This is a genomic window from Elizabethkingia bruuniana, assembly GCF_002024805.1.
Lineage (GTDB): Bacteria > Bacteroidota > Bacteroidia > Flavobacteriales > Weeksellaceae > Elizabethkingia > Elizabethkingia bruuniana.
In genome coordinates this window covers 1,865,022-1,889,498 of sequence record NZ_CP014337.1, presented here as the reverse complement: position 1 = coordinate 1,889,498, position 24,477 = coordinate 1,865,022, and the positions used below count along the sequence as shown (strand labels likewise).

Sequence of the window (24,477 nt, the reverse complement as noted above, 5' to 3'; positions counted from 1 at the left end):
ATGAATGTAATCAATGAAGCAGGAATTCTTGCAATATCCACGAGACTCCACCGCCTGAGTGAACAGCTCAGAAAAGATGGTGCCATGATTTATCAGACTTTCGGAATAGACTTCGAGCTCAAATGGTTTCCGGTTATTTTTACCATTTACAAAAAGGAAGTAGCTGGTGTTGTGGAGATTGCTAACGAAATAGGTTATACCCACCCTTCTACAATAAACCTGCTAAAGGAGCTTGAAAAGAAAAAGCTTATACAATGGGAAAAGGATAAACAGGATGAACGCAAAAGATTATTTATGCTTACCTCTGAAGGTAAAGAGCTTATTGAGAAAATGCAGCCGGTATGGGAGCTTATGTCAAAAATTCTGGGTGATATTGCAGATAATGAAAACAACCTGCTGAAAGCCATTGACGAAGCTGAAGAGAAAATTGCAAACCAGTCTTTCTATCAGCGGGCATTGCAGCTTAAAAATTCAAAATAAAAAATACAATACGTGGCTTTAAATTGAAAGTCACCAGTAAGTTTGATCAAAGTGCATAGTGTGAAATATTTACAACAATATTTTGCATTGAAAAAATCAGTTTTTTTTTAGAGCCCTGTCATAGTATAAAGCTATGGCGGGGTTTTTATATCAAAAATAGATAGTGCAGAATTACTTTGGACGAGATAACCTTGATATGGTTTAGCAAAGATGATTAAACACTTTGATACCTAAATGCTGAAAATAATTTTATCGTAAGATTAAATCTTTGTGCTCTGAAAAACAGTACAATACTAACATAACTTTTGTGGCTTTTATGGTTATAAGCTTTCCAAATAATTATATTTGTATTATTGTAACCATCACAAAATAAAACTTATATGAGCACCCGTAAAAATGTATTATCAGCAGAGCAAAAAGAAGCATTATTAAAAAATCTTAAAACCCGTTTCGAGAAAAATACTTCACGCCATAAAGGTCTGGACTGGAATAAAGTTCAGGAAAGATTGGAAGCTAACCCTGCTAAACTTTGGTCGTTGAATGAAATGGAAAGAACAGAAGGAGAACCTGATGTTGTAGATTACAATGCTAAGACAGGCGAATACATTTTTTATGATTGCTCGGCAGAAAGCCCTAAAGGCCGAAGAAGTCTTTGCTATGACCGTGAAGCATGGGAAGCCAGAAAACAATACAAACCAGAGAATACAGCTATAGACATTGCTCAGGAAATGGGTGTTGAATTATTAACTGAAGAAGAGTACAGATCATTACAGGAATTGGGAAAGTTTGATCTGAAGACTTCAAGCTGGATAAAAACACCTGCCAGTATTCGTGAACTTGGTGGAGCTGTTTTTTGTGATCGCCGCTACAATACAGTGTTTCTTTACCATAACGGAGCCGATTCCTATTATGCTGCCCGAGGATTTCGCGGGGTATTAAAAGTGTAATTTTCGGCGGATAAATAATTTGTGAATTTACTGGATCAGATATTATATTAATTCTGGACCAGTTTGGTAGTCCTGTTAACTGATATTTTTGCATCAGAATAAAATATTTAACTATGGATTACAAAATTACAAAAGCGAGTCTTGAGGACTTAAATGAAACAGCTGAATTATTTAATCTTTACCGAGTTTTCTACAGACAGGAGTCTGATGTAGAGAAAGGAAAAGCTTTTCTGAAAGAAAGATTCCTGAACAGCGAATCCGATATCTTTTTAGCGATAGTAGATGGTAAAGCAGTTGGATTTGTTCAGCTTTACAAGCTTTTTCACTATACAAAACTGCAAAAGCAATGGTTACTAAGCGATTTGTTTGTTCACCCGGATTACAGAGGTAAAGGACTTTCGGTTGCATTAATAGACCGAAGCAAGCAATGGTGTGAAGAAACCGGGGCTTGTGGACTGATGCTGGAAACAGAGAAAACAAATGATATAGGCAATACACTATATCCACGATGTGGTTTTGAATATGACGGATTACACAACTATTATCACTGGTGGAAATAAAAAGTAAATGGCGGATTGTTAAAGTCCGCCATATTTTGTTTAAACTAAAATACTTAATATAAAATGCAGGATCAGATCATTAGTAATTTGCAAAACATTCTTCAGCGGATAGAAGCAGCCTGTATCTGTAGTAACAGGAGTCCGGATGAAGTACGGTTATTACTGGCAACAAAAACAGTTCCTGCAAATCGTATCAAGCAGGCACTTGAAGCAGGCAGTACACTCATTGCTGAAAATAAAGTTCAGGAACTAAAAGAGAAATATGATGATTTAAAAGAAATATCCCATACCAATCATTTTATAGGACACCTGCAAACCAATAAAATAAAAGATATCCTGAAGTATGATGTAAGCTGTATCCAGTCACTTGATCGCATTGATCTGGCAGAAAAGCTGCAGCAGCGGTTAGAGGCTGAAGGTCGGACAATTGAAGTATTCATTCAGGTAAATACGTCCGGTGAAGAAAGTAAATTTGGTGTTCACCCTGAAAAGGTATTAGAATTGATTAAACGGGTTTCAGAATTAAATGCTTTAAAAATAAAAGGATTGATGACTATAGGCTTGTTTAGTGCAGAAACAGAGAAAGTGAGAACATGTTTTCGTTTGTTAAAAGAGCTGCAACAACAGATTATATCTCATAATATTCCGAGAGTAGAAATGAATGAACTGTCTATGGGTATGAGCGGAGATCTGGAAACAGCAGTAGAGGAGGGCGCAACTATAGTGAGGGTAGGTACTGCCATTTTTGGTCAGCGTATTTATCCTGATAGTTATTACTGGAACGAAGATAAGGTTTGACAGGAAATTTAATGTAAATAAAAAAATAATAAAATCATCAGTCAGAATAGATAACTCTTATCTGACTGACGCATCGTATATAGTCTGTGTTTATAAAAGCTCTTTATGCTCCATCAGGTAAGCAAATGACTCTTTCAGAATTTGTTCTGGTTTTTTAGGATTAAAGCCCAATTCGTTTCTGGCTTTGGAAATATCAAAATTCTGCTGCAAACCAGAGAACATTGCAATATCTTTTATAGTAAGGAGAGGAGGTTTGCTATTAAGTTTTGCCGAGAATTGCATAATCCCTGCAAGAGTGTATAACATAAATTTTGGAACGGCAGCAGGCTTCTTTAACTGAAGTTCCGGATATAGTTTACCCGCCAGTACAGTGGTATCCGTAATAGTCATACACTGTTCATTTGCCAGGATATAGCGCTCCCCCGAGCGTCCCTTTTCAGATGCCTGAAAACAACCCTCAGCTACATCTTTTACATCCACCCAGTTTAATGTAATCCTTGTATCCATAGGGATTTCTTTATTCAATATAAGTTTTAGTATACCGTATGAAACATTTAGCGGAAAAAATGCTTCACTGCCAATCATTGCTCCTGGCATTACCGAGACTAATTCTATTCCCAGCTCCTTGGCCATCTTAAAAGCCAGTTTTTCACCATCATTTTTAGAATTGTAATACATATCCCGTCTGTCAGGATTATAACCATTGCTTTCTTTGGTTGGGAGTTTTGTATAATCCAATGCAGCAATAGAACTTACATATACAATACGTTTTACACCTGCCTCTGCAGCCGCTTCTATAGTATTACGGGTTCCTTCTATGTTTACATCATAGATTTCTTTTTCGGGATTTTTAGCCCATAATTTGAAAGATGCTCCGACAGCATAGAAAGTTTCAACGCCCTGTAAGGCTTTTACGAAAGATGCTTTATCTGTAATATCGGCCTGAACGACTTCACAGTTCAGCCCTTCAAAAGGTTCTTTATTTTTAATATTTCGGACTGAGGCGCGTACCGGAATACCTTTCTTTAGTAATAAACGCACCAGATTATTTCCCAAATGTCCGTTGGCACCGGAAACCAGTGCCAGATTATGATTACTCATGTGTAGCTGATTTTAATTGATACTGCAAAGTTCTGCGCTGCAGATTCAAAATCACTTCACAAATGTTACCTAATCACCTGCTTGCGGATTCGGCTTAAGCTCTTTGGGTTCATCCCCAGAAATGAAGCTATATATTGTAACGGGACATTCTGGAGAATATACGGATATTCTTTTATCAGTTTCAGATAACGTTGTTCTGCGGTAAGTGTTGCGAGCTCTCTGGAACGATTTTCATTGTATGAAATGGATTCCTGGAATACCGAAATACTGAAATCTTTAAAAGCAGCACTTTTGTCAATTAACTCTTCAAGGTTGGTTTTGGTAATTCTTAGCAGTTGGCAATCTGTTATAGATTCCAGATTTTCATCTGAAGGAACCTGATTGATATAATTGAAATAAGAAGTGATAAAGCCCGGCGGACAATTGATATGTGTTGTTATTTCTTCACCTTTTTCATTAAGGTGAAAAATCCGGAGATAGCCGGAAACAATAAAATAGAGGTACTCGGGAACTTTTCCTGCTTTTTCTATTATTGTGTTTTTTGTAATACTTACAGGCTCGAAACTGGCAGCACACCATTCTCTTTCCTGTGTGGAAAGGTTTACCCGTTGTGTAATAAGATGGATGAGCTGAATATGCATGATTGATGCAAAAATAGGATTTAATAAGTAAAGACTAATCTGATAATTTATTTAATTTTTAATGAAAATATATTATAAACTTCAGTATAAAAGCCGACTAATACTGGTCGGCTTTTATAATTAATTAAATATTACAGCTCCGTCATCAGGTACAATAATATTCTGAGTAACCTCATGCAGGCTGAAAAACTTCTTTAAATATTTTCTGTCTTCTCTGGCCGGACTTACAGCATCCAGATGTACAACTGCTATATAAGCTGAGCCTGTATATGCAGACATGGTTTTTATATCCTCACCATTCATGGTAACATGTTCACCAATATTAAACCGGGCACCGCCACCATTTGCAATAATATATTCCGGATTGTGTGTATTCAGAGCATTAGAGACATCTTCGCACCAGATTGTATCGCCAGTAATATAGATGCTTTCATTTTTTGTTTTCAGGATATAACCGGATACTTCACCCATAAGTTCACCTATCTTACCCACGCCATGTTTTCCTCCGGTTCTTATAATTGAGACATCTTTATAAGTGATTTCGTTTGTAACCGGAATCACACGGGTAAATCCGGAAGTTCTGACCAGTTCCTCATCCATAGGCTGACAATAGATAAGCATATCCTTGGGTAATAGTTTTTGGGCAGCCTCATCCCAATGATCCGGATGCAGATGTGTGAGTAGTACGAAATCTGTATTCTGAATAATCTTCGACAATTCTTCAGAATCAAATGGGAGATCGCTTAGAGGATTGGCACGATTATCCTCTGTCCATGGGAATGGCCCAAGGCTGCCCTTTTGCCCAAGCATAGGATCAACGAGTACCTTAATCCCTTTAATTTCTATCCATAATGTAGCGTTTCTGATGAGTCTTGCTTTCATAATATTTTCTTTAAGTTTGTATTGGGCAAAGATCATCCGATTGTTTCGGCTTTTCAAGAAATGAACTTTCAGGTAAACTGTTCACAATTTTGTAACCACTATGAATTATAAGGAATTTGAAAACTGTGCTTTTAACAGATTTATGAAATTATTTTCCGGAAAATGGAAACCTCTGATTCTATTTCATTTTTTTGAATCTGGTGATATACGGTTTACCGATTTATGGCGTATTATGCCTGTTGTTTCTAAAAAAGTATTGCTGGAACAGCTAAAAGAACTTGAAGAGGATGGTATTGTCCATAGAAAGCAGATAAACACATTTCCGCCGGAAGTTTATTATGGACTTACAGATAAAGGGCGTAGCTTAGCTCCTTTGATGCAGGAAATAGAACAATGGACAATGTCTTTGCAAAATAATTGAAACACCAATAAATAATTATAAGTCAGGCTATGATGAAGCTAGTAAAATATCAGGATATCAGACATCTTCTTCCGGAGGATACCCATTATAAAAATGAGAGGTATTACGACCCTCAGGAAGCATACGTTTTACATTATCAGGGAGATCTGGAATTGGACAGACCGTTGGATCTCGATAATCCTCATTCTTATTTTTTCGATGGAGAAGAACCTGAAGATACCAGTTATTTTATTTTCGTAGAAGGAAATGTGAAAGCGGGTAATATTTATAATAACGAAACCGACGGATCTACAGGACTTGTGGTGATAGGAAATCTTACGGCTGATAATATAGTTGTCGGTGGTCAGGAAATTTTTGTTGGTGGCAATCTGACTGTAAATGAACTTTTCTGGGGTGACTATAATCACGGTGATCTACAGGTAAAAGGTTCTATTCAGGCAAAGGTTTTTATTAATACAGATTATGGAGTAGACTATAAACGTTTTGAAGAGCGCAGAAATATTTTTATAGATCACTTACTATGGGATGATGTTGAAGATGATTATGAAGACGATGAACATATCCGCCAGTTATTACGTCCCGAGTATATGCTGCCTGTAGAAGACTTAATAGAAGAAGAAATTTATTCATGGAAAGACTGGTTGTTTGTTTCTGGGTTAATGAAGGCTATGGAACAAAATCTTCCTGTTTTGCAGGACAATATAAAACCATATAAAAGACCGGAAGAAGATTTTACTTTCTTTTTTGCAGATAATATCCCCAGTGAACAAAATCTGAAACGTTTTCTGGATAGTGATATCCTTGTAGGGAAAGCACCTGTAGAGGGGAATAGCTTTGCTTTGGAATATTGGGATGGACCTGTATTCCGCAGGGTTTATACAATTATTGGCACCCCCGAAACAACCGCTGTATACTTTCAGTATGAAGAAAAGTTTGCCTGTATGGTTTATTTTACAGAACACCAGAACATGCTGGGTAAATTAACCGGAAGAAAAGAATACCGTGTGGAACAGGCTTATAAGGTTTTCCCTGAAGACAAATGGCTGGTTCTGGATAAAAATGCGCCCCAGGAGCTTCAGGATTTTATGAACACCCAGTGGAATGTATTTTTATGGCAGTATTCAGAAATGGTACATCTGAAAAATTTGTTCCGGGAGACTGTTACCCGCGAAAAAATAGAAAGAATACTCAACCTGCCATTGGTACAGGAAAAGAGTAAGCAATATTATACCGATGATGCTTCACTGGATTTAGGCTCTCTGCATTTACAATTCCGACAAAGGAATTCTGAAGAAGATTATTGCAGCCGTATAAGTGTAATCCGTCAGGAATATAGTGAAGGTGATGAAGAGATTTTTGATTTCTGGCATTTTGATCTTGTTGAAACTGTAGATGGAAGAATAGCTCCGGTATTATTTAGTCAGGAAGGCAACGATTACGAATCCAGGCTTTATGAGGTATCTGTTACAGCTGTAGATAAGTATAAGAATGCAATCCGCTACTGGAACAGACTGGAACGGAATATTGACAGTCTGAATGAAGCTTATCTCCGTGGAGAATTAAGCCTTGTAAGTGACGAAGAATCAGAAGAATCTTAAAAATATAGCCCTGTCAGAATCCTCTACAGGGCTTTTTAGTATTCATGCACAAGATTTTATCATTTAGGTATTAAGATAATTATACAAGAGAGACCTTAATAATCCTAATTTCTTAATATTTTACATTGCAGTATAGTTGGGGGGAAAGCTTATGCTCTTTAAATGTTAATCCAAATACTCCAATACCTGATCTATTCTTTCCAATTCCATGAAATTTTTGTGCTGCAGAGTAGATTCGTGCTGTTCATGTGTCCATGTAATATGATATGGAATATGTGCTGCATAGCCACCCAAATCCAGTACAGGCAATATATCCGATTTTATGGAATTCCCCAGCATCAGAAAATTTTCCGGCTGGCAGTCTAGGTGTTTCAGTAGTTTTGTATAATCACTGATCTGCTTATCACTCATAATTTCTATATGATGAAAATAATCCTGTAATCCCGAATTTTTAAGCTTGCGTTCCTGATCCAGAAGATCTCCCTTTGTTGCCACTACCAACCTGTATTTACCATTAAGACTTTCCAGGGTATGCTGTACACCTTCCAGTAACTGAATAGGCTTTTGTAATAATTCCTGTCCCAGTTCAATGGTTTTATTTACAAGGCTTATTGGAGCTTTATTTCCGGATATTCTGCCGATGGTTTCTATCATACACAACATAAATCCTTTTACACCATAACCATATAAGTGGAGGTTTTTCATTTCCGTTTTGAACAATTCCTGGGATACAGTATGATGTGGCAAATAATCCTGAAGCATATCACAAAACTGTTTTTCAGCTTCCTGAAAGTAAGGTTCGTTTATCCAAAGTGTATCATCGGCATCAAAGGCAATGGTTTTTATCTTATTTTTCATTTTAATTCGTAATTTTCAGGTTCAAAATTCGGAAACAAAATCCATACAGAAAAGGACATTTGTCCTGACAAAAATATGTTACGTACCCATCAGTCATTTTTAGCTTATATGGCACAGCTTTACGAAGAACAGCAGCGTAAAGAAGACATTATTGTAAAAACATTTAAAAAAGGAAGTAAACTACTGGAACAGGGGAGTAGTATTACCAAAGTAATGCTGATAAAAGAAGGGATTACCAAATGTTTTGTAAAGGAAGAAAATGACAAAGATTTTATTCTGGAATTCCTTGGGAAAGGAGAAATTATTGGAGAGATAGAGCTGTTGCAGCATATTCCGTGTTTGTGTAATATCGAGGCAATGACGGACGTTACTGTTTATGCACTTTCAGTTCCATATTTCAGAAGTTTACTCACCAAAGACCTTGGATTCAATAATCTATTACTCGAAGTCTTTTCAAAACGTATTGTCAATACTTCCAGCAGAGCTTCTTATCAGCAGTTATACACAACAGAACACAGCCTGTCCCGTTTGCTTACGCTGCAAGATCAATTGGGGACACCAATGAGCAAAGAAGATATGGCTGCCTATTTAGGGATTACTATAAGAAGTCTGAACAGGGCTCTAAAGCAATTGGAAGATCTTAAGAAATAAACAATTAGCCTTTATTAATCAGGAGTTTTTCAACCCTTTCTTTATAGAGCTTTTCTATTCTGGGTAAATCTTTTTTATAATCTTCAAGATTCCAGGAAAGTCCATCTTCCTGCAGATCATCATTTAATGGATCCAGACCAATTTCTTTTCTTAGTTCATCCACTTTTTCAGGATTTTCCAAAGGAATGATATAGGAAGTTTCAGGTTTTTTCGTGATAATTTTCTGTGTTCCGTAAATCTGCTTTTTACCCTGATTCATTAAAACTCGGTCTGTTAAAAATGCCAAATGCCATGGCTCAGCATTTCCTTTTTTTACAGCATCTTTAATAGCCGGCAGATATTTGGATTGAACAACCAAATCGTCTATATGTTGTATTCCCAGAAACAGAGTTTCATTAGCTTCTTTTCCGATCTTATCTTTTCCAAGCCAACCATATTTGTCAATTATTTTTGCAACAATATCCACACTTTCAAGATCAATTTTTTTCATTTTTTCACTTGCAGATTTTACCAGATCACTATCGTCTGTATAAGTTTTTTTCAATTCCTGATAAATCAATCTGATACTTTGATCTTTGCTCTGTACATCAAGTAATTTTAAACGGACATCGTTATTGTATTTTGATTTTTTAGCTTTAATCTGATTGGTGAATTTTTTCCAGCCTTCCATATGATGTAATGCCGAGAAATTTTTATCAGCCAGAATCGTATCGATAAAATAGTCTTCGGAAATTATACTGTCAAGATTTTTGAATACATCCGGATACTGCTTTTTCTTTATATTTTCAATGGCGTTATTATAAGATGGTATATTTTCTTTCAGAAAGGCAGCCCATACTTTGTCTCTGGTCTGATCAAATTTTAAATTATCTTTATTCTTTAGATAAACAATTGATTGATCTATTAATTGTTTTGAATTTTGGCCATAAATAAGGCTGGAAAGAAGGAATGAAATAATTAAAATCCAGATTTTCATTTAATGTTATTAGAATTACAAATATAGAGTTTATATCTTAATTCTCTTTGATGTGATTTTTTATTTGTGAATATTTATAGCGATAATCAGGCTCTACAAAAGAAACTTGGCTCTTTCATTTTGCTATAAGACTTTATTGAAAGGTATTTTAAACAGTCACAGTAATTTGTTTCATCATTCCCGTAATTTGTTTTCATTCTTCCTTCCATAGCTGATATAACTTTGCTTCAGAAATTAGAAACAGATAATTCATTAAAAGTTTAATATTAAAAAACAGAAGTCATGTCACAAGAAAAAATCAACATTGAAAACAAAAATGGACAGGGAATTACCTTATCAGCAATTATCAATTTCCCTGAAGGATTCGACAAAAATAAAAAATATCCTGCAGTAGTTGTCTCTCATCCTGGTGGTGGAGTCAAGGAACAAACAGCTGGTTTGTATGCCCGTAAATTAGCCGAAAACGGATTTGTTACTATAGCCTATGATGCTTCTTATCAGGGTGAAAGTACCGGAGAACCACGCCAGCTCGAAAATCCATATATTCGGACAGAAGATGTAAGTGCAGTGATTGATTATTTAACAACACTTCCTTATATAGATACAGAAAAAATCGGTGCTATGGGAATCTGTGCCGGAGCAGGTTATACTGCTAATGCCGCGATTAATGATCATCGTATTAAAGCTGTAGGAATGGTAAGTGCTGTAAATATTGGTTCTATGTTCCGCAACGGATGGGAAAATAATGTAAAAGATGCCGATGCACTTCCTTATTTAATCGCAGGATCCAATGCAAGAACTGCAGATGCAAAAGAAGGAATTCAGACGCTTCCTTTAGCACCAATGCGTGAAGAAGATGCACCAAATGAAGAATTAAGAGAAGCATGGGAGTATTACCATACCGATCGTTGCCAGTATCCAACAGCGCCAGGTTTTGCCACGGCAAGGAGCTTAACTCAAATTATTTCTTACGATGCATATAACAAAGCTGAAGCTTTCTTTACCCAGCCATTATTAGCTGTAGTAGGTAGTGTAGCCGGAAGTGCATGGATGAGTGATGACTTGCTGAATATTGCAGCATCCACTGATAAAAGAAAATATATTGTAGAGGGAGCCAATCATATGTCATTATATGACAGAGAAAACTATGTAAATGAAGCGGTTGGGCAATTGGCACCATTCTTTGCAGAAAAACTTTAATCCAGTAAAGCCATGTCAGAGTTTCAGGCCTCGGCATGGCTTTATATAAAATAATATTCTTAAGAATAGATGTAATGAATACACAAGCAATAACATTCAGTAATATAGCATGGGAAAATGCAGGAACTCTTTATTTTCCTGAAAATTTTGACCAGAACAAAAAATACCCAACAATTGTTACAATGCACCCAATTGGCAGCTGCAAAGAGCAGACAGCGGGAAATGTATACGGAAAAGCTTTAGGAGAAGCAGGATTTGTAGTACTGGCATTCGATGCTTCTTTTCAGGGGGAAAGCGGTGGTGTGCCAAGGTATATTGAAAATCCATATCAGCGTACAGATGATGTCCGTTATGCTGTCGATTATTTGATCAACCTTCCTTATGTCGATGAAGAGAGAATAGGGATTTTAGGTGTTTGTGGAGGTGGAGCTTATGCATTGAACATTGCCATGACTGAGAGACGCATTAAAGCTGTAGTATCTATTACAGGCGTTAATTTTGGACGCCTACTGCGTGATGGTTTTGCAGGAGGCAGCCCTATGGAGGTGCTTAACAATGTAGCACAGCAGCGGTCAAATGAAGCTAAAGGCGGAGATCTATTAACGATCAATATGTTACCAGATTCTGTTGAAGCAGGAAAACAATCCGGAATTGAAGATATCGATGTATTGGAGGCTACAGATTATTATAAAACATCCAGAGGACAGACTCCGGGAGGAGCAACCAGTGCCGTGTATTCCAGAATGGATATTGGAATGGGCTGGGATGCTTTCCACCTGTGTGAAACTTTGCTGACACAGCCTATATTGGTTGTTGTCGGAGATAAGCCGGGTGGTTTTGGAGCATACAGAGACGGCTTTGAAGTTGTTCGCCGTGCAGCGTCTGAGAAGAAAGAACTTTTAATTGTGAAGGGATATTCCCATTATGATCTTTATGATCAGCCTGAACCAGTAAGGCAGGCGTTGGAAAGAGCGATACCTTTCTTTAAAGAAAATTTGTAAAATGAAAAAGTATACAGAACAGGAAATAAAAGACATGGGCTTTGTTCCGGCACAGCAGGAATACTTTACCGGAAGGGCATGGTTAAAAACATACGTTTTTCCTGATGATACAACAGATGCTTATGTTGGTGAAGTGCTATTTGAGCCGGGTACCAGAAATAACTGGCATAAACATGGCAGCAATCAGATTTTACTGATCCGTGAAGGAGTGTGTTTCTATCAGGAAGAAGGCCAGCCTGTACAGAAAATTTCAGCCGGAGGTTATGTGAATATTATGCCTGGTATCAGACATTGGCATGGTGCTTCTCCCGACGGTGTTATGATTCATACTGCTATTGGTATCAATGCAGAAAAAGGGCTGGTTAATTGGGAAGAGCCTGTAGCCGACGAAGATTATAACAGTGCCGGTTAGATTGAGAGATTAAGGAATATAATTCACGTCTGTGAATGATTGAGAATATTTACTCAAAACCAAACATTATGAAGACTAAAGTATTAATATTGGGTGCCAATGGCGCCATCGCACAACATGTTGTCAGTTTTCTTAAGGACAACAGCAATATAGAATTAACATTATTTGCCAGAAATACTAACGGATTAAATGAAGATGCACAAATAATAAAAGGTGATGTATTAAATCCCGCTGATCTGGAGGAAGCCATAAAAGGTCAGGATATTGTATACGCCAATCTTTCCGGACCCATGAATCACTTTGCTCAGGCAATTGTAAAAACAATGGATAATGAAGCTGTAAAGCGTCTGATCTTTGTAACCTCTCTGGGAATTTATAAAGAAATACCCGGGAAATTCGGAGAATGGAATGAAGCCATTATCGGAGCCGATCTTGTCCGTTACCGTCAGGCAGCAGACATTATAGAAAACTCGGATCTCGATTATACGATAGTACGTCCATCGTGGCTAACGGATAAAGAAGAAACGGACTATGAAACAACACAAAAGGGTGAAGACTTCACCGGAACTGAAGTTTCCAGAAAAGCTGTAGCCAGCTACATTACAAACATTATTCTGAATCCTGAAAAGGATATGAAAGCCAGTGTAGGTGTTCAGAAACCAGGCTCTGAAGGTGATAAACCTGCTTTTATGTAAACAATTTTAACCTTAAATATCTTCTGAACAAGTCTCTCTACAGGGACTTGTTTTTGTTTGTTAATATTATGAATATCTTTGAGGGTAATGAAATTGCACCAAAAGAAATTTAATTTAATCAAGAACCTTCTGATCTCAAAGCTTGGAGAGCGGGTAAATTTTTCTGAAGAATATGATAATAAAACTCTGGAAATAGAAGATTCAGAATTTTGGCTTACAGCAAACAAAACGGAACTGATTGTTGGATATGGAATAAATCATAGCCATTATAGTGAGGATTATGATAATCTGGATTCGGGTATTGAGGAAGTTTTTAATTTGCTCACTTGTAAAATACGGATTACCAGAGAAATCAGAGGAAGTTATATGACGAAAATAACTGTAGATATGGAACTCCCTGATGGTACTTTTAGTCCACTGAGTAGCTCACGACCACTATTATATCCTTTCTGGAAAAAGCCAACCACAGAAATTACTTTTATTGAAAAAATAATTAACAGAGAAGAGATTGAGGAAGATGTATTTGACGAAATTTGTAAATCTGAGAAAACTTCCATTATCTAATTCTTACATCTAAAACTTATTATATAATGCCTGTTCCTGCAAATAAAGAAGAATTGTTAAAAGCTATAGAAACAAATTACAGCAAACTAAAAAAAGAGCTGGAAACTATTTCTGTTGAGGAAACGGCAGTAAAAGAATTAGATGGTCATGCTAAAGGTACATTGATGAGCATTGATAATCTTTTGGCTTACCTTGTTGGATGGGGTGAACTAGTGTTAAAATGGAATAAAAGCAGGGCTGAAAATAAGCCTGTAGATTTTCCGGAAACGGGTTATAAATGGAATGAGCTGGGTAAACTGGCACAAAAGTTTTATGCAGATTATCAGAACGATGACTTTAATACGCTGATTCGAAAGCTTGATGATACGGTGAAGAAAATTACGGCTCTTATTGAAAGTAAAACCAATGATGAATTATATGGAGTTGGATGGTATGAGAAATGGACTTTGGGCAGAATGATACAGTTTAACACAGCTTCACCTTATAACAATGCCCGAGGAAGAATCAGAAAATGGAAGAAAGAAAAGAACTTATGAAACCAATATTAGAAACAGAAAGACTGTTGCTCAGAGAACTCAATCCTGATGATGCTAGGAATTTTTTTAATCTGAATGAAAATCCAAATGTTATAAAATATACCGGAGATAAAGCGTTTCAGAATATCGAAGAAGCCAGAAAATTTCTGGAAAATTACCAGGATTATAGACTCAGTGGATATGGACGTTGGGCTGTAATGAGTAAAGAAAATAATGAATTTCTGGGCTGGTGCGGATTAAAATATAACAGCAGTAAAGATGAAACAGATGTTGGATTTCGTTTTTTTGAACATTACTGGAATAAAGGTTTTGCAACTGAAAGTGCCAGAGCATGTATAGATTACGGCTTTAAAAAACTTAACCTGAATACTGTTGTAGGAAGAGCAATGCAGGATAATACAGCTTCTGTAAAGGTTCTGGAAAAATTGGGAATGAATTATTTAAGAGATTTTGACTTTGATGGGTATAAAGGAGTGATTTATAAAATAGAGAATAGAAACCTTCAGTACTAGAAATTCTTGATAGAGAACCCTATTTTATTTTATCATTTAATTCTTTAGAGAATTAAGTAAACAACACAAAGAGTGACCTAATAATTGAAAATACCATAAGAAAAGCCTTGTCAAAGTTTCAAACTTTGACAAGGCTAAATAGTATAATGAACAATTTTATCTCGAAAGCAGAACAAATGCAAGCGCCAGTATTGCCGGCAATGCCTGTACAAAAAAGATCTTTTTACTGGCTGTTATTGCACCAAATATTCCGGCAACAACAACGCATCCAAGAAAGAATATACGTACATTAATGCTCCATTCCGGATTTTCAATTAAAAATGACCAGACTAAACCCGCAGCCAAAAAGCCATTGTAAAGCCCCTGATTAGCTGCCAACCCTTTGGTAGGCTTAAATAAGTCATGAGGCAAAGCCCGTCCAAATGCTTTTTTACCAGCAGTTTCCCATGCAAACATTTCCATCCACAGAATATATAAATGTTCTATTGCTACAATAGTTGTCAGGATAATAGCGATGATCTGCATTACTTTGGTATTAATTGTTAGATACTGTAAGTTTTACCTCAATATTTCCTCTTGTGGCATTTGAGTAAGGACATACCTGATGTGCTTTTTCAATCAGATCCTGAGCCTCTTCTATTGTAACTCCGGGAATATTGGCATGAAGTTCAACTTCTAAACCGAATCCACCGTTTTCAATCTGTCCAATTCCGACTTTAGCTGTAACCGTTGTTTCACCGGTTTGAATTTTAGCAGATTTAATAACTAAATTCAAAGCGCTGTCAAAACATGCAGAATAACCGGCCGCAAATAACATTTCAGGGTTTGCATAGTCATCATTAGCGCCGCCTAATCCTTTTGGATAGCGTACTTCAAGTTCCAAAACGCCATTATCACTTTTTACATGTCCGTTTCTTCCGCCGGTAGCTGTAGCACCTATGGTATACAATGTTTTCATTTTTTACTGATTTAAAGTTGTTAATATTTTTTCTATTGTTGTTTTCAGTTGTTTAAGCTCTTCTTCAGGTACTTTCATATCTTCAAAAAGCTGTTTCGGAATACTAGCTGCTTTTTTCTGCAGGCTTTGGCCTTCAGACGTTAGCTTTATTTTCACGATTCGCTCATCTTCTTTACTTCTGGATCGGGTAACCATTTTTTTTTGTTCCAGACGTTTTAGTAGCGGTGTAAGGGTACCGCTGTCTAAATATAATTTTTCTCCAAGCTGAGAAACAGACTGTTCCTGATGTTCCCAAAGAATAAGCAAAACAAGATACTGGGGATAGGTAATATCCAATTGATCGAGAAGCGGGCGATAGCGGCTCACAATTTCTCTGGATAATGCATACACCGGAAAGCATATCTGATTCTCTAGTTTTAGCTGCTGCAGGTTTTTCATTTCTTAATTTCTTATACAAATTTATCAAAATTAAATTGTGCACAATTTAATTTTGATAAATTAATATTATTTTCCCGATTGATATTCTGTATATACTTTGTAAAGCCCTACCATCAGAGGGTAGAACCAGCTGTAAAAAGTTTCAGCTTTCAGGTAATCTGTTTCTGAAATAAAAACAATGATTGATTTATTTTTGCTGTTATTTAATAAAGTATACTGCTATTTATATAATAGATACGGAAAATTAGATGAGAATAATTAAATTTGATTAAATAACAAAAATACGATATGAAACTAAAGGTTATTATAACCGGAGCCACTGGTATGGTAGGTGAGGGTGTACTGCAGGAAAGCATCAGTAATCCGAATGTAGAGAAAATTCTTTTAATAAACCGAAAGCCCAGCGGTTATACCCATCCTAAAATCGAAGAAATACTGCATAGCGATTTCAGTAATATATCGGCACTCACCAGTCAGGTCACAGGATATGATGCTTGCTTTTTCTGTCTTGGCGTATCTTCTATAGGGATGAATGAAGAGCAATATACCAAAGTTACTTATGATCTGACACTAGGGTTTGCCAAAACCCTGGCAGAAGTAAATCCACAAATGACTTTCTGTTATGTTTCCGGAGCCAGTACCGACAGTACTGAAAAGGGAAAACAAATGTGGGCACGGGTAAAAGGAAAAACAGAAAATGACCTGATGAAGCTTTCTTTCAAAGGAGTTTACAATTTCCGTCCCGGCTTTATGAAACCTACGAAAGGGGCTAAAAATATAAAAGGTTTCTTCAAATTTATTAATGCGATTTACCCACTTTTAAGAGCTATAAATTCCACCTATTTCCTTACGCTGGAAGAAGTTGGAAAGGCCATGATTAATGCGACATTACATGGCTACCCAAAACATGTACTGGAAATAGGAGATATCAAGAAACTCTCAATCGGATAATTTTATAGTATAGTTTACCAAATAAGTATGAGGAAAATATATTTATGGAGTATTAGCTTATTCACTGCTTTTGTCAGTGCACAGGAACGCTATGAAGCTTTTGGAGTTAATAATAAATATGGTATTGTAGATATACAGAATCAAAAAGAATATATAGCACCGGATTACAGCGATATCAATTTATCTGTTACAGATTACCTGGCACTCCAAAATGGGAATCAGGTAAGCTTTTATTCCAAAGAAAGTGGAGAAAAAATAGTGCTGGACAGGGTAAAATGGCAGAATGTTTATTTGAATGATAAGAAATATGAACATTTTCAGGATGCCAATAATAGTTACCTGATTGCTGACCGATTTAAAGAAAAAATAATCTTACCCCGTAAATATTCGGCTGTGGGCAATCAGTTTTTTAAAGAAGGACGAAAATATTTTGTCGGCGTACACGACCATAAACTGGATATTTATAAGAGCTCTGATATAACAAAACCTTTGATAAAGGATATGCAAGCGTCTGAATATTTCACAGATTTTTATACAAAGACCGGAACTACTGAAGTAAATCAACTGCATATATTTTACGGTGAAGGAATGGTAAATGTATATAATGATCATCTAAAACTGATTAAAAGCTACAAAGGAAATGCTTCCGGATTGGGAGATCTTAACGATATAATGGCAAAGGATTACAAACAGGTATTGCGACCTCCAAGTGTCAGCAATGTTTTTGCGGGCGAGTTTTGGTGGAAAGGAAAATCCACAGGTGGAAAAACAAAGATTTGGAACCGAAAAAACCTTAGTAAAAGCTTTGTAATAAATGGTGATTATGGCATCTGGGATGTAAAGTATAATAATCAGTGGATAGATCTTAGAAATGAAGACAGAACAAAACTATATAAATTTCGGGTAGATATGGAGAACAAAAAAATAATTCTTCCTCAAAAGTATCAGGAAGAACTGTCACCTGTATTTTCAGATTAAATATGATGAGAAACAATTAATAGAAATAAACTAAAAACACTAACAAAAAACAAAAACACACGATGCACACCGGAAAACGTTACACCCCTTTTGAATTTGCAAAATGGACAAAGAGAGATACTTTATTAATGCTGCTTATTGCCACTATTCCGACTGTTTTATACGTTATAGGCTGGAAATTTATAGGATTGCCCTGGCAGCCTGTCGCCATTGTCGGAACAGCAGTAGCTTTTATAGTTGGGTTTAAAAATAATGCCAGCTACAACAGGATTTGGGAAGCCCGGCAGATTTACGGAGCTATTATTAATGATAGCCGAAGTTTTGCTTATTCTGTAAGAGATGCGCTGGGCGGAAAAGAATCAACAACCGTAAAACGAATATTCTACCGTCATTTTGCCTGGCTTACAGCACTCAGATTTCAATTGCGGGAACCTCGTACATGGGAAAATATGAGTCAGAAAAGTAATTCTGTTTACCGTAACAGCAGATATAAAATTCCGGAACTCAATTCCAATCTGGAAGAAGAACTAAAATCTTATCTTTCTGGTGAAGAATTACAATATATTCTTTCTAAAAAAAATAAGGCAACACAGCTTACAGCATTACAATCAGAAGAATTGATCCAATTAAAAAAGGCCGGAGAAATCAACGATTTTGAATGGACATTGCTCCAGCAATCTATTATAAAGTTTACCGATGATCAGGGAAAAGCAGAGCGTATCAAAAACTTTCCTTACCCTCGGAATTTTGCTTCTATTGCCACCTATCTGCTTTTTATTTTTGTAATACTGGCGCCTTTCGGTTTGGTAAAAGAGATGGATAAACTGGGTGAAGGAACCTTTCTGCAAGGCTATACGGTATGGTTCAATATTCCTTTTTCTGCAATTATTGCCTGGGCTTTCCATACACTGGATACGGTGGGAGAAAGTTCTGTAAATCCTTTTGAAGGAAGTGCCAATGATGTTCCGATAACCCAGATTAGCCGGACTATAGAAATTGATATGCGGGATATGCTGGATGAAACCAATCTTCCACAGCCTATAGCTCCAAAGAATAATATTGTATTATAATCAAATCACTTTAAATATTTTATAAATCCATATGGTTGAAAATTTTGTATTTTATCTGGGACTGGTAATGGTTATCCTGTTAGCGATTATGCTGGCAAATAAATTAAGAATTGCCTATCCTATACTTTTAGTTGTTGCCGGACTGGCAATTAGCTTTATTCCCGGTATTCCCAAAATAAAAATAGATCCTGAATTAATCTTTATAATTTTCCTGCCTCCGTTGCTTTATGAAGCTGCCTTTTCCGTTTCGTGGAAAGAAATATGGCGTATGAGGCGTATTATTACCAGCTTTGCCTTCATCGTGGTTTTCCTTACCGCTTTGTCAGTGGCTTTTGTAGCCAACTCTTATATCCCCGGATTTTCACTGGCCTTAGGCTTTGTACTGGGAGGGATTGTCTCACCTCCGGATGCTGTGAGTGCCGGTGCTATTCTGAAGTTTGTGAAAGTACCCAAAAACTTCTCTACAGTACTGGAAGGTGAAAGCTTATTTAATGATGCTTCCTCACTTATTATCTTCCGTTTTGCAATGGTAGCCGTAGCTACAGGGCAATTGATCTGGCAGGATGCCGCCACAAGCTTTGGCTGGATGATTATTGGTGGAATTGGAATAGGAGTTTTACTCGCTTTTATCTTTTTAAAAGTTCATAAAATATTTCCCTCCGATGTCAATATGGATACTATTCTAAGTCTTGTAACTCCTTACGTAATGTATATTGCGGCTGAAGAGGTTCATTCTTCCGGTGTACTGGCAGTAGTAAGCGGTGGTCTGTATCTTTCTGTGAGAAGGCATGAATTCCTTCGTACCTCCGAATCGCGCCTCAGAGGACTGAATGTATGGGAGAGTTTTGCTTTTCTCATCAATGGTATTGTGTTCCTAATTATTGGATTGGATTTGCCGGAAATACAGGAGGGATTACACAATGAAGGAGTAGGGCTTTCTGAAGCTGTAGGTTATGGCTTACTGATTACGTTGACTCTTATTATTGTACGCTTCATTGCGGCTTTTGGTGCAGTTATTGTAACCCTTATTGCGCGTAATTTTATTAATGTAGCTGACAGAAATCCGGGATTTAAAGCTCCAATACTTTTTGGGTGGACTGGTATGCGCGGAGTGGTTTCGCTTGCAGCAGCATTATCTATTCCTGTGCAAATGGATAATGGTGAATTGTTTCCGCACCGGAATCTGATACTTTTTATTACGTTTATTGTAATTCTGGTGACGTTGATTTTGCAGGGATTAACCTTACCGGGACTGATTAATGTTTTAAATATTACAGAAAGAGAAGGTGATTATTTATCAAAAGATGAGACAGAGGAATTCTTAAGAAGAGGAATGAGACATGCAGCTTTTACTTATCTGAATGAAAATTACAGTCATAGGAAAAGCGATAATGCATATTTCCGCAAAATGATGGATCAGTGGGAAAAAGAAGACAAAGAAGAAGCTTCCCATAAAATTTCAGATGAGACGAGAGAAATGTATTTAAATGCTCTGGAAGAGCAGCGGATGTGGCTAAGAGCAGAGAATAGAAATAATCCAAAAATCGATGAAGAGTTTGTAAGACATTACCTTATAAAGCTTGATTTGGAAGAAGAAAGATTAAAAATAGGGTAAATTTAAGCAGGCACTTAAAGTATTTTAAAAGTTTAATCGTCTTACTATAATATAAGGCTATTCACAGTCTGTATTAAAATATAGAATATAAATTTCAAAGGCTGCACTATAAGCAGTTTAAAATGACAAAATGAGTTTGATAAAACAAATGGGGCAATTCCCTGATAATGAGCGTAGAATGTTCTTTGAGACATTACCTAACTATAAAAACGGGCAGTTTCATAACCTGGTTCCCACTCCGGCGCTGGCTGAAGGTGAGAAAATGGGTAAAGTATTATGGACTTTTCTGAAAACAAAATACCCGGATACAAGACCTAGAAAGGCTATTCCGTATGTGGATACAGACTTGAAGAATCTTAGTCCGGAAGAAAATGTTATGGTATGGTTTGGGCACAGCTCTTATTTTATTCAGTTAGATGGGAAAAGATTCTTAGTGGATCCTGTATTCAGCGGCAACGCTTCGCCTGTACCAGGCTCTGTAAAAGCATTTGAAGGATCCAATCATTATCAGCCGGAAGATATGCCAGTGATAGATGTTTTATTAATCTCCCATGACCATTGGGATCATTTAGATTATAAAACAGTACAGGCTTTAAAATCTAAAGTTAAAACGGTAATCTGCGGACTTGGAGTAGCTCAGCATTTTGAATACTGGGGCTGGGACAGAAACAGAATTATTGAAAAGAACTGGTATGACAGTATAGATCTTGGAGATGGTTTCAATGTGACCCTGACACCAGCAAGACACTTCTCCGGAAGACTGACTAAACGTAATATTTCTTTATGGACTTCTTTTGTATTACAGACTCCTGCAATGAAATTATTTTTGGGAGGCGACAGTGGCTATGGACCACATTTTAAAGATATTGGTGAGAAATTCGGACCTTTTGATCTTGCTATACTGGAATGTGGACAATACGGAGATAAATGGCCATATATTCATACACTTATGGATGAGATGATGACCGAAGTAAAAGAACTGAAAGCAAAAAGCTTTATTCCGGTACACAATTCCAAGTTTAAACTGGCACAGCACCCATGGTATGAACCACTGGAAAAGGTAACTGCTGCTGCAGAAGCTGAAAGTATTCCAGTGGCAACTCCCAGAATAGGAGAGAAGCTGAACCTGAATGAGCTCAATAAAAAATGGGATAAATGGTGGCAGGAGATTATGTAACCAGCAGCTTTATAAATATAATCACGAAGGCACAAGTATCATACTTGTGCCTTCGTGATTTCTAAATCTTACTGAGCTTGTTTACAATAGGTTATTCGCCAATATGTAAATGAGTACTGACAGCTATTCTGTTCCATGCGTTGATAGTAATAATTGCCATAATAATTTGTGCTACTTCATTTTTAGTAAAATGTTTTAATGCTTTTTGATAAGTATCTTCGGATACTCCGGTGTTGCTTATTAATGTAACTTCTTCAGTCATAGCCAGTACAGCCTGTTCTTCTTCTGTAAACAGGTATGTAGCTTCCCGCCATGCACTTAGTACAAATATGCGTTGTTGGGTTTCACCATTTTTGATAGCATCTTTAGTATGCATATCCAGGCAATATGCACAATTATTAATTTGTGAGGCGCGGATTTTTATTAACTCTTTTAAAGTTTTTGATAATTCCGTTTTGGCAGTCGCTGCTTCCAGACCGTACATAGCTTTGTACAATTGTGGCTCTGTCTGAGCAATGTTGATGCGTTTTTCCATTGTTTCCAAGTATTTTGATATTGATGTTACAAAGTTGAAAAATCTGCATCTGAAAAAACTTAAGCTGGTTTAAGAAATCTTTTTAGCCCTTATTTCACTTAAGTATTCAGGTGTAAGCCCCAGAAAAGAGGCGATCAGATATTGTGGTATCCGCTGTACAAACTGAGGTTGCTGCTCCAGAAAATGAAGATACATTTCCTCTTTGGAAAATGTATAGATATATCTTACCCGCATTTGCGCAGCTGCATAAGAACGCTGATAAACATATCTGAAATAACGCTCCATTACAGGATGTTCTCTTAACAGGCGTTCTTGATCCTGATATTCAATCACCAAAACCTCTGAATTTTCAACCGCCTGAATACTGAAATCAGTCCTTAACTGATGCTCATAGGCCATATTATCAGTAATCCACCAGGTTTCAATGGCAAATTCTGTGGTCTGTTCAGAACCCTTCGAGGTAATGTAAAACTTTCTGAGACATCCTTCCAGAACAAAAAAATGATATCTGCAGATTTCACCTGCAGTAATCAGGTCTTCCTTTTTTCGGAATTTTTTAATCCGGAAAAAAGAAGTCACTTTCTCAAACTCCTCACCGTCTATTTCAATAAATTTGTCCACATGGGCTCTGAAGATCTGAAACATTTTCCGAATAGATTATAAATGAAAATTCATATTAATGGAACTAAGATACTAAAAAGCAAAGATATCTGAAGTTGATTACAAAATGATTTTTGTCGGTTTTATAATATAAATTTTACATATTTTATCACTTTATAGGGAATTAATATTTTATTTTTTCGTAATTTTTACATCTTGGTATCATTATTGTTTTAACAAAACTTTAACAACTATCAGTTCATGAAAAAAAGTTTTAAACTTGCTGGTTTAGTGATGATAAGTGCTATCGTATTGCAGTGTAAAAAGCAAAACGAAACAGTTTCATCTACACCCGATCACACCGACACTACATCTACAGTAGTAGAAGATCCTAAACAGGAAAAAGATTCTGTAGAGGTTCCGAAAAAAGACACAATTGTAAAAGTTGAAAGACCTACAGTTAGCATTAAAAGCAATTCTGATTATAGTGCGTGGCCTATGAAAGGAAATGATTCGCTGAGAAAAGTCTTTCTGAACAGCTATAAAGGAGAAGATCTTCACAATATCCTGGCGCTGAACCGCCTGGATAGAAAAAATATGGGACAGGCAGATACGCTTATTGTACCGAATAAACTGGAATCTAATTTCCTGGCTTATTCTCCATTCCCGGAATATGTTGAGGCCATGGCTTCAATACCAAAAATTGCTTTCTTCTCTTACCCTATCCAGGCTTATGCTTTATACGAAAACGGAAAACTGGTGAAGTGGGGACCTACAAGTATGGGATCCAAAGCTCATCAAACAACCAGAGGACTGCATTTTACTAACTGGAAAGGTAAAGAGGTTATTAGTACTGTAAGCGATGAATGGAAGCTGAAATGGAACTTTAATATTGCTAATCAGGAAGGTATAGGTTGGCACCAGTATTCAATGCCTGGCTATCCGGCATCGCATTCGTGTCTGAGACTTCTGGAAGAAGATGCTAAATGGATGTATGACTGGGGCGATCAATGGGTTCTGAATAAAGGCGGAGCAACAGTACGTGCAAAAGGAAATCCGGTTATTGTATATGGTGATTATCCGTGGGGGCAAAGAAGACCATGGAAAAAACTAATGGACGATCCTAAAGCCAATGATATTTCTGAAGAACAATTGACAGAAATAGTAACACCATTTCTTGCAGAAATAAAAAAACAGCAGGACAATAGGGTAAAAGTTCTTGAAGAAGTTAAAAAAGAAAAGGAACAAGCAAAACAACAGCAGGACACTGCAAAGCCTAAAGCTACAATATAACTAGAAAAACCGGAGTTTACTCCGGTTTT

30 protein-coding genes are annotated in these 24,477 nt (G+C 36.7%); 20 read left to right on the top strand and 10 right to left on the bottom strand.

Annotation, left to right across the window (positions count from 1 at the left end; genetic code table 11):
* From AYC65_RS08840 to AYC65_RS08825, 4 genes are all read left to right on the top strand, one after another.
* Positions 1–480: a MarR family winged helix-turn-helix transcriptional regulator gene (locus tag AYC65_RS08840; RefSeq protein WP_021346797.1), complete on the top strand. Its 480-nt coding sequence runs from the start codon at positions 1–3 to the stop codon at positions 478–480.
* Between the two features lie 380 nt (positions 481–860).
* Positions 861–1,427, top strand: a complete 567-nt coding sequence (locus AYC65_RS08835; RefSeq protein WP_034867472.1) for a DUF4256 domain-containing protein — start codon at positions 861–863, stop codon at positions 1,425–1,427.
* Positions 1,428–1,540: 113 nt separating this feature from the next.
* On the top strand, positions 1,541–1,987 hold the full coding sequence (locus AYC65_RS08830) for a GNAT family N-acetyltransferase (RefSeq protein WP_021346799.1): 447 nt from the start codon (positions 1,541–1,543) through the stop codon (positions 1,985–1,987).
* A gap of 63 nt (positions 1,988–2,050) precedes the next feature.
* The gene (locus AYC65_RS08825) at positions 2,051–2,785 is read left to right on the top strand and encodes a YggS family pyridoxal phosphate-dependent enzyme (RefSeq protein WP_034867471.1); all 735 of its coding nucleotides are present in this window, start codon (positions 2,051–2,053) and stop codon (positions 2,783–2,785) included.
* 90 nt (positions 2,786–2,875) lie between these two features.
* Here AYC65_RS08825 and AYC65_RS08820 read toward each other — a convergent pair whose 3' ends face one another.
* The 3 genes from AYC65_RS08820 to AYC65_RS08810 form a co-directional block, all read right to left on the bottom strand.
* A complete protein-coding gene (locus AYC65_RS08820; RefSeq protein WP_034867470.1) occupies positions 2,876–3,886 on the bottom strand; it encodes an NAD-dependent epimerase/dehydratase family protein in 1,011 nt (336 codons plus the stop codon).
* Positions 3,887–3,951: 65 nt separating this feature from the next.
* Positions 3,952–4,527, bottom strand: a complete 576-nt coding sequence (locus tag AYC65_RS08815) for a Crp/Fnr family transcriptional regulator (RefSeq protein ID WP_034867468.1) — start codon at positions 4,525–4,527, stop codon at positions 3,952–3,954.
* Between the two features lie 120 nt (positions 4,528–4,647).
* On the bottom strand, positions 4,648–5,409 hold the full coding sequence (locus AYC65_RS08810) for an MBL fold metallo-hydrolase (RefSeq protein WP_034867466.1): 762 nt from the start codon (positions 5,407–5,409) through the stop codon (positions 4,648–4,650).
* A gap of 142 nt (positions 5,410–5,551) precedes the next feature.
* Between AYC65_RS08810 and AYC65_RS08805 the strand changes: the two genes are divergently transcribed.
* Both AYC65_RS08805 and AYC65_RS08800 read left to right on the top strand, forming a co-directional pair.
* Positions 5,552–5,830, top strand: a complete 279-nt coding sequence (locus AYC65_RS08805) for a winged helix-turn-helix transcriptional regulator (protein WP_234300273.1) — start codon at positions 5,552–5,554, stop codon at positions 5,828–5,830.
* Between the two features lie 29 nt (positions 5,831–5,859).
* Complete coding sequence (locus AYC65_RS08800) at positions 5,860–7,428, top strand: hypothetical protein (RefSeq protein ID WP_234300271.1); 1,569 nt, start codon at positions 5,860–5,862, stop codon at positions 7,426–7,428.
* Positions 7,429–7,593: 165 nt separating this feature from the next.
* On the opposite strand, the gene AYC65_RS08795 is transcribed toward AYC65_RS08800, so the two are convergent.
* Entirely contained in the window at positions 7,594–8,286 is a 693-nt protein-coding gene (locus AYC65_RS08795; protein WP_034867462.1) for an HAD family hydrolase, read from the bottom strand.
* A gap of 75 nt (positions 8,287–8,361) precedes the next feature.
* On the opposite strand from AYC65_RS08795, the gene AYC65_RS08790 reads away from it, so the two are divergent.
* Positions 8,362–8,937, top strand: a complete 576-nt coding sequence (locus AYC65_RS08790) for a Crp/Fnr family transcriptional regulator (protein WP_034867460.1) — start codon at positions 8,362–8,364, stop codon at positions 8,935–8,937.
* A 4-nt stretch (positions 8,938–8,941) separates the two neighbouring features.
* On the opposite strand, the gene AYC65_RS08785 is transcribed toward AYC65_RS08790, so the two are convergent.
* Positions 8,942–9,913 carry a DUF6624 domain-containing protein gene (locus tag AYC65_RS08785; protein WP_034867458.1) on the bottom strand — a complete coding sequence of 324 codons (972 nt, stop codon included), beginning with the start codon at positions 9,911–9,913 and terminating at the stop codon, positions 8,942–8,944.
* Positions 9,914–10,195: 282 nt separating this feature from the next.
* Here AYC65_RS08785 and AYC65_RS08780 point away from each other — a divergent pair, with 282 nt between their 5' ends.
* The 7 genes from AYC65_RS08780 to AYC65_RS08750 all read left to right on the top strand — a co-directional run bounded on the left by AYC65_RS08780 (position 10,196) and on the right by AYC65_RS08750 (position 14,833).
* Positions 10,196–11,113: an alpha/beta hydrolase gene (locus AYC65_RS08780; protein WP_034867457.1), complete on the top strand. Its 918-nt coding sequence runs from the start codon at positions 10,196–10,198 to the stop codon at positions 11,111–11,113.
* Positions 11,114–11,187: 74 nt separating this feature from the next.
* Positions 11,188–12,114, top strand: coding sequence for an alpha/beta hydrolase (locus tag AYC65_RS08775; RefSeq protein ID WP_034867455.1), 927 nt, complete (start codon positions 11,188–11,190; stop codon positions 12,112–12,114).
* Position 12,115: 1 nt separating this feature from the next.
* Positions 12,116–12,526, top strand: coding sequence for a cupin domain-containing protein (locus tag AYC65_RS08770; protein WP_052114615.1), 411 nt, complete (start codon positions 12,116–12,118; stop codon positions 12,524–12,526).
* A gap of 68 nt (positions 12,527–12,594) precedes the next feature.
* The gene (locus tag AYC65_RS08765; RefSeq protein ID WP_034867454.1) at positions 12,595–13,221 is read left to right on the top strand and encodes an NAD(P)H-binding protein; all 627 of its coding nucleotides are present in this window, start codon (positions 12,595–12,597) and stop codon (positions 13,219–13,221) included.
* Positions 13,222–13,308: 87 nt separating this feature from the next.
* Positions 13,309–13,785: a hypothetical protein gene (locus AYC65_RS08760; RefSeq protein WP_034867452.1), complete on the top strand. Its 477-nt coding sequence runs from the start codon at positions 13,309–13,311 to the stop codon at positions 13,783–13,785.
* A 26-nt stretch (positions 13,786–13,811) separates the two neighbouring features.
* A complete protein-coding gene (locus tag AYC65_RS08755; RefSeq protein WP_034867450.1) occupies positions 13,812–14,321 on the top strand; it encodes a ClbS/DfsB family four-helix bundle protein in 510 nt (169 codons plus the stop codon).
* Positions 14,318–14,833, top strand: coding sequence for a GNAT family N-acetyltransferase (locus AYC65_RS08750; RefSeq protein ID WP_034867566.1), 516 nt, complete (start codon positions 14,318–14,320; stop codon positions 14,831–14,833). The genes AYC65_RS08755 and AYC65_RS08750 overlap by 4 nt, the downstream gene beginning before the upstream one ends.
* A 156-nt stretch (positions 14,834–14,989) precedes the next feature.
* On the opposite strand, the gene AYC65_RS08745 is transcribed toward AYC65_RS08750, so the two are convergent.
* The 3 genes from AYC65_RS08745 to AYC65_RS08735 are packed head-to-tail and all read right to left on the bottom strand — an operon-like array spanning position 14,990 to position 16,229.
* Positions 14,990–15,358, bottom strand: coding sequence for a DUF1304 domain-containing protein (locus AYC65_RS08745; RefSeq protein WP_034867448.1), 369 nt, complete (start codon positions 15,356–15,358; stop codon positions 14,990–14,992).
* A gap of 10 nt (positions 15,359–15,368) precedes the next feature.
* Positions 15,369–15,791 carry an organic hydroperoxide resistance protein gene (locus tag AYC65_RS08740; protein ID WP_009084380.1) on the bottom strand — a complete coding sequence of 141 codons (423 nt, stop codon included), beginning with the start codon at positions 15,789–15,791 and terminating at the stop codon, positions 15,369–15,371.
* A gap of 3 nt (positions 15,792–15,794) precedes the next feature.
* Positions 15,795–16,229, bottom strand: coding sequence for a MarR family winged helix-turn-helix transcriptional regulator (locus AYC65_RS08735; protein WP_034867447.1), 435 nt, complete (start codon positions 16,227–16,229; stop codon positions 15,795–15,797).
* 288 nt (positions 16,230–16,517) lie between these two features.
* Here AYC65_RS08735 and AYC65_RS08730 point away from each other — a divergent pair, with 288 nt between their 5' ends.
* The 5 genes from AYC65_RS08730 (at position 16,518) to AYC65_RS08710 (ending at position 22,020) form a co-directional block, all read left to right on the top strand.
* Positions 16,518–17,180, top strand: a complete 663-nt coding sequence (locus AYC65_RS08730) for an NAD-dependent epimerase/dehydratase family protein (protein ID WP_034867446.1) — start codon at positions 16,518–16,520, stop codon at positions 17,178–17,180.
* Between the two features lie 27 nt (positions 17,181–17,207).
* Positions 17,208–18,158 (top strand): hypothetical protein, encoded by a 951-nt coding sequence (locus AYC65_RS08725; RefSeq protein WP_034867444.1) that lies wholly within the window; start codon positions 17,208–17,210, stop codon positions 18,156–18,158.
* A 62-nt stretch (positions 18,159–18,220) separates the two neighbouring features.
* Positions 18,221–19,228, top strand: coding sequence for a bestrophin family protein (locus AYC65_RS08720; RefSeq protein WP_034867442.1), 1,008 nt, complete (start codon positions 18,221–18,223; stop codon positions 19,226–19,228).
* 31 nt (positions 19,229–19,259) lie between these two features.
* Complete coding sequence (locus tag AYC65_RS08715; protein WP_034867440.1) at positions 19,260–20,843, top strand: Na+/H+ antiporter; 1,584 nt, start codon at positions 19,260–19,262, stop codon at positions 20,841–20,843.
* Between the two features lie 130 nt (positions 20,844–20,973).
* Entirely contained in the window at positions 20,974–22,020 is a 1,047-nt protein-coding gene (locus AYC65_RS08710; RefSeq protein ID WP_034867439.1) for an MBL fold metallo-hydrolase, read from the top strand.
* A 91-nt stretch (positions 22,021–22,111) separates the two neighbouring features.
* On the opposite strand, the gene AYC65_RS08705 is transcribed toward AYC65_RS08710, so the two are convergent.
* Positions 22,112–22,555 (bottom strand): carboxymuconolactone decarboxylase family protein, encoded by a 444-nt coding sequence (locus AYC65_RS08705; protein ID WP_034867437.1) that lies wholly within the window; start codon positions 22,553–22,555, stop codon positions 22,112–22,114.
* 69 nt (positions 22,556–22,624) lie between these two features.
* The gene (locus AYC65_RS08700) at positions 22,625–23,200 is read right to left on the bottom strand and encodes a Crp/Fnr family transcriptional regulator (RefSeq protein WP_034867436.1); all 576 of its coding nucleotides are present in this window, start codon (positions 23,198–23,200) and stop codon (positions 22,625–22,627) included.
* Between the two features lie 216 nt (positions 23,201–23,416).
* Here AYC65_RS08700 and AYC65_RS08695 point away from each other — a divergent pair, with 216 nt between their 5' ends.
* On the top strand, positions 23,417–24,448 hold the full coding sequence (locus tag AYC65_RS08695; RefSeq protein ID WP_034867434.1) for a L,D-transpeptidase: 1,032 nt from the start codon (positions 23,417–23,419) through the stop codon (positions 24,446–24,448).
* Positions 24,449–24,477: the final 29 nt, after the last annotated feature.